Here is a 5,297-nt window from a genome sequence, read left to right on the forward strand (position 1 = left end):
TCTGGTGCTCCGCACCAGCAACTCGCCTGCTCCGCAGTCTCGTTGGCCCGCTTCGCGGGGGCTGGCTACGGCCGAGGGTGCCGGCCGATCGCCCGAAACTCGACTACACACCGTCAGAACCAGAGGAACCCACTCCCCCACCCCGAACCCGAAGGTCCGACCGCGTCCCACTGCATCCAACGCAAAAAACTTACCGCGAATCTGAGAACCACGGTACCCCCTCCGAGGGCGCACGCCACCCCATTTCCCGCAGCACCCCCACCACCAAGCCCCCCACACACCGCCCTGACCAGCACAAACACACCCCGAACACACGCCACCCCACCACCCGACACCACCAACACACACCAAACTGACAGACCGTCAGAAGACGGATTCGAACTCACAGCCCGCCGGGCCGAATTGAACCCACCCCACCAAAACCCACCCCACCCAAATACAAAAAAGGGCCCGCATTCCACAAAGAACACGGGCCCAATTCGGTTCTTCATTTCCTCCGGGGCCAGTTGAAAACGCGGTGGGCGCGCTTTTGTTCGTCCCAGTACGCCGCTTCCTCTGCCAGTGCCTTCTCCGTTGCCTGCTGGGTTGCGGTGCAGGGTGTGCAGAGGCCGCCACGGGTCAGGCCGGGGGCGGGGTAGGCGTGTTCGCCGCAGTTCGGGCAGGTCCATCGGAGCGCTTCCCGGCGTTCGGCGGCGGCCGCGCGCTCCTGCGCCTCGCGCCGCCGGGCGGCGTCTGCCTGCTCCTCGCGGGCCTTCTCGGCCGCCCTGCGGGCGTCGTCGCGCACCCGGAAGGCCTCGTAGTCGTCGGGGTTGGCCAGGGCGTCAGCGAGGGTCTCGCGACCCTTGTGGCCGTAGCGCCACCAGACGGGCCCGTGGGGGCCGTCGGCGTCGAGGCGGGCCAGGGTGGTGACCAGGACGGGCACGCAGTCCTTGTAGTCGCGGTAGCCGTCCTGGTGGTCGTCTCCGGGCAGGTAGTCGCGGTACCAGCGCCCCGCCCATGCCGGGCGCGACAGTTCGGCGACCTCCTGCATCCGTGCCTGCATTGCCTTGTCGCCCATGGGCTTGGTGAAGACGATCGCGACGGGCGGGTGCCCTTCCCTGTTGGTGGCCGGCCACACCGTCCGCCATAGCGGGCGCTGCTTCTCTCCTTGCGTCCCCCGGCCGCTGATGACGATCTGGCGGGCGAAGAAGGCCTGGTAGTCGGTCAGCTTCGCGGCGACGATTCCCGGGCTCTCGGTGCCGTTGTCGACCTCCAGGAACAGCAGGGGCACGTCCTGGTCCGCCGCCGCATACACGGCGTCCGCGCGGAGGCTGCCCCGGGCGGGAGCGGCGAACGTGCCGCCGGTGGGCAGTACTTCCTCCGTCGACCAGGCCGACACCGGCCCCAGCCCGGGGGGCGGCATCACCAGCTCCGCCGGGGCCGGGGCGGGCTGGTCCTTGCGGACGACCGGTGCCGTGCGCTCGGGCGGGGTCTGGAGGAACGCCGTCAGGGTCTCGGTGACCTTTTGGGCGTGCTTCGCGCCGGAGGCCGCCGCGCGCTTCGCCGTGCCGCCCATCTCCTTCGCCGGACGGTCCAGCACCACCGCCGCCGCGTCCAGCCCCGCCGTGGTCAGCGTCCACAGCGTCTCGTTGACCCGCGCCCCGGACGGCAGGAGTTTCGACGTCGTCCCCGACGCCTCCACCAGCTTCTCGTCCTCCAGGTCCTTCAAGGCGCCCCGGATCGTGGACGCGTCCTTGTGCCCGGGAGCCATCAGCGCGCGGATCTGCGCCGGAGTCGCGACCTTCACTGTGCCGAGGGCCGCCAGGCACAACTCCCGCGTCTTGCCCGTCGACTTGTACCGCCGTGCCACCGGCCGCCTCCCCGTCGTCCTCTGCCGCCGACCCGTCCCGGGTCGACGCTCCCAGCCAGCGCAGCGACCCGCGCCGGAACCCCCTAGCGGTCGACCGGCGACCACTCTCCGCCCCATCCAACAGGAGAAGGGGGAGACGGAAGAGCTCTAGGGGGTTGTAGAGGCGCCGAAAGGGGCTTGACCACATAGGCTGACCTGCGAAAACGCGCCGCCCCGACCCGAGGACCACCCTAGGGGGAACAGCGGGGAGAACCCTCGGGAGAGCACAGGGGAGAAACGGTCGCTGACCCGAATGCTGACCCAGGCGTGCCCCCTCAGCGCTGCCCCGGCGGGACGCCGAGGACCTGGACCTCTTGGATCAGCGCGGTGAACGGGGTGGCGCGGAGTTCGGTGAACTGTCCGGTCTCGCCGGTGCCGCCGACCACCTTCCAGTCGATGGTCCAGGTCGAGGTGGCGGTGCCCTTGTAGGGCTGGCCGAGGGGGCGGGCCAGCTTCGCGTACCGGTGGCCGCAGTCGGGCGACATGGTCTTGCCGTAGTCGGCGTTGTACGGGGTGCCCGGCCCGTAGCAGGTGATCACCGCGCCGTCGCCCATCGCCCACGCCGTTGACGTCACCTTCGCGGTCGCGGTGACCGTGGTGCCGCCCGCCGTCGCGGTCGCGGTGATCGGCCCGTACGTCGACGGGGACGGTGTTGCCCACATCCACATCGGCATCCCGATCACGTACGTGCCCGCCGCCCGGGGACTGGCGACCTTCGGGCCGTCCAGGCGTACCGAGTCGATGGCCTGGCGGGCCACGGTCTCCGGGTTGACGGCCGGGGCGGCGGGGGGTGCGGCGGCGTCCGCGATGAACACGGTGCGGGCGCCCTGCCGGTCGGAGCAGTGGAAGCCGTAGACGGCGCCCTTCTCGCCCTGGTGGCCCTGGTAGTAGGCGTTGTCCGGCGGGGGCTGGGGGACGAGTTTGGTGTACGTGCAGACGGGCTTCGGGGCGGGCTTGCCGGGGGCAGCGGCAGGCTTGCCGGGCAGGCCTGCGGGCGCCCCGCCGGCCCCGGCGTTGTCGGTGGCGCAGACCGTCACCGTCATCAGCGAGCCCCGGCACCCGGGGTCGTTGCCGAGGGCCGGTCCGTCGTCGGCGTGTGCGGCCGGGACCAGGACCCCGGCGGCGAGGACCACCGCGGCCGCCGCCGCGCGCCTCAGCACGTGCTCGCCCCGTCCGGGGCGTAGTCGGTGACCATCCACCCCGACGGCCACTTCTCTGCCGTCGCCGTCGCGACGTACCGGCGCGGCTGACTGGCCGGAAGCGGGAGCACCTTGTTCGTGCGGGTGTCGACGGTCTGCCACTTCGACAGGTCGACGCAGTCCGAGATCGTCGCGGTGGGGAGCTTGGCGGTGGTGTCGAGCGCGGTCACCTTCGCGTCGTGCCCCAGCTCGCCCCGGATCACCGTGCCCTGCGTCTTCATGTGGGCCAGGTCGGCCCGGAACTTCGACAGGGCGTCGGTCGACGCGTACTTCTCCAGGGCGGTGCCCTTCGCGTCGGCCTTGCCGTACGCCTTCATCTGCTCCACCCACATCGCGCTGTACGACGCGAGCACCGCCCGCTTGTGGGCCGCGTCCGGGTCAGCCGGGGTTGCCGGAGTCGTACGGGCCGCGACCGGCGGGGCCGCTGGCGGGCCGTCAGATGCCTTCGCGGCGCCGTCTCCTCCCCCGCATCCCGACACGGCCAGCGCGAGCGCCAGCGCGCCGCCTGCCGCTGTCAGCCGTGCCGTCGTGCCCATGTCCAGCCACCCCCGGTGATCGTTCGGCGAGCGATCACCGTAACGCCCCGCAATCGGAGCGTCACCCTCCCTCACGCAACCCGCCCACCCCGCCCGCCACTCCTGCCAGAACGGGCGGGGTGCCCCGGAGCCCTACCCGATCACCGACCCGGGGGCGCCGGAATCGGCGTGCCAGTGAGGCGGTTCGTCGGCTCGCTGGTCGGCCCATTGGCCGGGGTCGGTGCGGCGGTCGAGGGTGCGGGCGAGGGCGTCGCCGGTCTGGCGGTCGGTGTCCGCGAGGCGGATCAAGGCGCGCAGGATCTCCGACTTGTCGACGGGGCGGCCGGTGCGTCGGCGCAGTTCGAGGGCGAGGGCGTCGAAGGCGAGGGCGTCGTCCTGGTCCAGGAGGACGGTGTACTTGCTGCGGGCCGCCGCCTGCTTCCGTGCCGTCGTGCCGTCACGACGGCTTGACGGCGTGCCGTTCTGACGGTCTGCCGTCGTGCCGTCACCATCGCTTTTACCTGGCGTTTCGCTGCGGAATCGGTTTCCCAGGTTGTCCAGGAGGTTGGTCACGCCGCTGGTGTTCACGGTGTACTCGTCCGGCTTCTTGCTCATGCGGTGCTCTCCTCCTCCGGGAGGAACCCGGCCTTGACGGCGAGATCGACGTACATGCGGGCCACATCCGAGCGCGGCTCGTACTGCGCGATGGTCTTCCCGGCGTGCTTGGCCTCCGGGATCGCGGTGCGCAGCGGGATCTCCCCGACGACCGGCAGCGGGAGCGCGTGCAGCGCCTTGTAGACCGAGGTCTGGAACCGGGAGAGCGGCCGGTCGATCTTGTTGATGACCATGCCCCGGTAGTGCGGGCGCTCCATCCGGGTCTCCTCCACCAGGCTCTCCACCTGCCCGACGAGCAGTTCCAGGGCCTCGATGCTGAACTCGTCAACATCGACGGGGATGAGCACGTTGCGCGCCCACCGCAGGACGTTGTCGGTGTCGATGTCGAGGGCGGGGCGGCAGTCCACCAGGGCGTGGTCGAAGTCCTGCTCCAGGTGCTCCAGCACCCAGGCCAGCCGGTCCTCCGAGCTGCGGGTGCTGTGCAGGAAGCGCGGCAGGGTGAACAGGTCCAGCGAGGACGGGATGACCCACAGGTTGTCCGAGTGCCGGCGCACCAGGGAACGGGCCCCGTCACGGTCGCAGCCGTCGAGCATCGCACGGGCCAGCGTGAGCTCCTTCTTGGGGTGCAGCCGGGCCATCTTCAGGGCCGTCGTCAGGTTTCCCTGCCCGTCCATGTCGACCAGCAGCGTGCGGCGCCCGGCCGCCGCCAGGGTGCCGCCCAGATGCAGCGCCGTCGTGGTCTTGGCGACGCCGCCCTTCTGGTTCAGCAGCGCGTCCCGGGTCATGCCGCCCGGGTCTTTCGTGATGTCCATGCCCGGCAATCTAGCTGCCGTCACTACGGCACACCGTCATACCGTCGTAACGGTGTGCCGTAGTGACGGCATGACGGTGTGCCGTCACCAACGATCTGAAGTGCTGATTTGGTGTGGTCAGTGCCGTGGGGGGGGGGGGGGGGGGGGGGGGGGGGGGAGGAGGGAGGGGGGGGGGGGGGGGGGGGGGGGGGGGGGGGAGGGGGGGAGGGGGGGGGGGGGTGCATCGGCCCCGCCGCCGCTATGCCGTTGGGGGAGTGGGGGAAAGGGG

The 5,297-nt window shown here is 71.2% G+C and carries 5 protein-coding genes; all 5 read right to left on the minus strand.

Annotated elements, in window-relative coordinates:
- Window positions 1–487: 487 nt before the first annotated feature.
- The gene (locus ACZ5PB_RS42630) at window positions 488–1,849 is read right to left on the minus strand and encodes a replication-relaxation family protein (protein WP_468699049.1); all 1,362 of its coding nucleotides are present in this window, start codon (window positions 1,847–1,849) and stop codon (window positions 488–490) included.
- A 314-nt stretch (window positions 1,850–2,163) separates the two neighbouring features.
- Complete coding sequence (locus ACZ5PB_RS42635) at window positions 2,164–3,048, minus strand: ATP/GTP-binding protein (RefSeq protein WP_468699050.1); 885 nt, start codon at window positions 3,046–3,048, stop codon at window positions 2,164–2,166.
- A complete protein-coding gene (locus ACZ5PB_RS42640) occupies window positions 3,042–3,623 on the minus strand; it encodes a hypothetical protein (protein ID WP_468699051.1) in 582 nt (193 codons plus the stop codon). Before ACZ5PB_RS42640 ends, ACZ5PB_RS42635 begins: the two co-directional genes overlap by 7 nt.
- A 132-nt stretch (window positions 3,624–3,755) precedes the next feature.
- A complete protein-coding gene (locus ACZ5PB_RS42645) occupies window positions 3,756–4,217 on the minus strand; it encodes a hypothetical protein (RefSeq protein WP_468699053.1) in 462 nt (153 codons plus the stop codon).
- On the minus strand, window positions 4,214–5,029 hold the full coding sequence (locus ACZ5PB_RS42650) for a ParA family protein (protein WP_468699054.1): 816 nt from the start codon (window positions 5,027–5,029) through the stop codon (window positions 4,214–4,216). The genes ACZ5PB_RS42645 and ACZ5PB_RS42650 overlap by 4 nt, the downstream gene beginning before the upstream one ends.
- Window positions 5,030–5,297: the final 268 nt, after the last annotated feature.

Source organism: Streptomyces sp. NPDC032721 (genome assembly GCF_055579625.1).

Coding starts and splice junctions, on each gene's coding strand:
- ACZ5PB_RS42650 (WP_468699054.1), bottom strand. CDS start 5,029: ATGGACATCACGAAAGACCCGGGCGGCATGACCCGGGACGCGCTGCTG.
- ACZ5PB_RS42645 (WP_468699053.1), bottom strand. CDS start 4,217: ATGAGCAAGAAGCCGGACGAGTACACCGTGAACACCAGCGGCGTGACC.
- ACZ5PB_RS42640 (WP_468699051.1), bottom strand. CDS start 3,623: ATGGGCACGACGGCACGGCTGACAGCGGCAGGCGGCGCGCTGGCGCTC.